This is a genomic window from Achromobacter sp. GbtcB20, assembly GCF_019091095.1.
Taxonomy (GTDB): Bacteria; Pseudomonadota; Gammaproteobacteria; order Burkholderiales; family Burkholderiaceae_B; genus Achromobacter; species Achromobacter mucicolens.
The window spans coordinates 1-626 of sequence record NZ_JAGXJZ010000152.1 but is presented as its reverse complement, the minus strand read 5'-3'; the positions used below and the strand labels follow the sequence as shown (position 1 = coordinate 626).

The following is a 626-nucleotide window of genomic DNA, read 5'->3' as shown; positions in this document are numbered from 1 at the left end:
CCGACGAGTTCGTCGACGGCCTGGTCGTGCTGGGTTTCTACGTGATCCGTTTCGACCACCGCGGTTGCGGCCTGTCCACCAAGTTCGACCGCGCCGGCAAGCCCAGCCTGATCTGGAGCTGGATCAGGTCGCGCCTGAAGCTGCCGTTCAAGCCGCCCTATGGGCTGGAAGACATGGCCGTCGACGCGCTCGGCGTGCTGTCCGCGCTCGGCGTCGCCAAGGCCCACGTGATCGGGGTCTCGATGGGCGGCATGATCGGCCAGATCCTCGCCGCCCGCCATCCGCAGCGCGTGCTCAGCCTCACCTCGATCATGTCCTCCAGCAGCCGGCGCGGCTTGCCCGGCCCGACGGCGCAGGCGCGCCAGGCGCTGCTGCGCCGTCCGGACAACCCGAAGGATGTCGACGCCATCCTCGACCAGGCGGTGGCCCTGCAGCAGGCGATTGGCAGCCCGGCCTATCCGACACCCGAGAAGCAATTGCGGCGGCGCGCCGCGCGGGCGCTGCGGCGCTGCTATTGCCCGGCCGGCGTGACGCGCCAGATGCTGGCGGTGGCCGCCGCATCCGACCGCAGCGAGCTGCTGGCGACGATCGCCGCGCCGACCCTGGTGATCCACGGCGCCAGCGAC

General features: G+C 71.4%; 1 protein-coding gene. It reads left to right on the top strand.

The features are described 5' to 3' along the window. On the top strand, positions 1-626 hold a 626-nt coding region (locus KVT32_RS28285), incomplete at both ends, for an alpha/beta fold hydrolase (protein ID WP_217619226.1).